Below are 914 nucleotides of genomic sequence, written 5' to 3'. Positions count from 1 at the left end.
ATACACATGTGGCTTATTGCTGGTCTTGGCAATCCTGGTTTACAATATCAAAATAACCGCCATAATATCGGTTTTATGGCTGTTGATGCCATTTATCAGTCCTTCTCTTTTTCTCCATGGTCGAAAAAGTTTCAAGCAGAAATCTCCAATGGTTTCATAGATAATGAGAAAATTTTTCTTATAAAACCGCAAACTTTTATGAATTGCTCGGGTCAAGCTATCGGTGAAGCTTTGCGATTTTATAAATTAGATTTGAAGAATTTGATCATCATTTATGATGAGTTAGACCTGCCTCCGGGAAGAGTCCGTGTAAAAATTGGTGGAGGAAATAATGGACATAATGGTATTAAATCTATTGATACCCATTGTGGTACTAATTATTGCCGTATACGCATAGGAATTGGTCATCCTGGAAGCAAAGAACTTGTTCATCAGCATGTCCTAGGAAATTTTACCAAATCTGATCAAGAATGGCTTCCCCCTCTCTTAGAGGCAATCGCAAAAAATATCGCTCTCCTTATAAAAGATGACAAATCCCTCTTTATGAATGAAGTTTCACAAACAATAAAAAATAAGAACTGACCCTAACAGCTTATTTCTCTCATCAATAAAAAAACAACTTTTCTCTATAAAATCTATACATATAACTTATTGATTTATAAGAATTAATTGTTTTATATTCTTGAATAGAAATGCCAAATATCACAAGATTTATTTTAAATCTATTAATAATGAAACCATAAAAACCATTGGCTTACACCTCACAAGTTGGAGGACATATGGATAAAAACTTTTGAAAAAAGAAAGAAAAATGCCTCTTATAAATTTCCTCAAAGGCAAAACCTGTTGGGAAAATATGAAAGCTAGCAAATAGAACAATGATATTTGTACATATCTTTTGAAACAGAGAAGAG

General features: G+C 32.5%; 1 protein-coding gene. It reads left to right on the top strand.

What is annotated here, in order from left to right:
- The first annotated feature begins 6 nt into the window (after window positions 1–6).
- On the top strand, window positions 7–582 hold the full coding sequence (pth, locus tag ACFIO3_RS14180) for an aminoacyl-tRNA hydrolase (RefSeq protein WP_375606348.1): 576 nt from the start codon (window positions 7–9) through the stop codon (window positions 580–582).
- The last annotated feature ends 332 nt before the right edge of the window (window positions 583–914 follow it).

It is taken from the genome of Bartonella sp. AD328YNZD (genome assembly GCF_042196425.1).
This window is presented reverse-complemented; position numbering and strand designations above follow the sequence as displayed.

Excerpts from the sequence above, each read along its gene's own strand:
- pth (WP_375606348.1), top strand. The coding sequence starts at position 7 with ATGTGGCTTATTGCTGGTCTTGGCAATCCTGGTTTACAATATCAAAAT.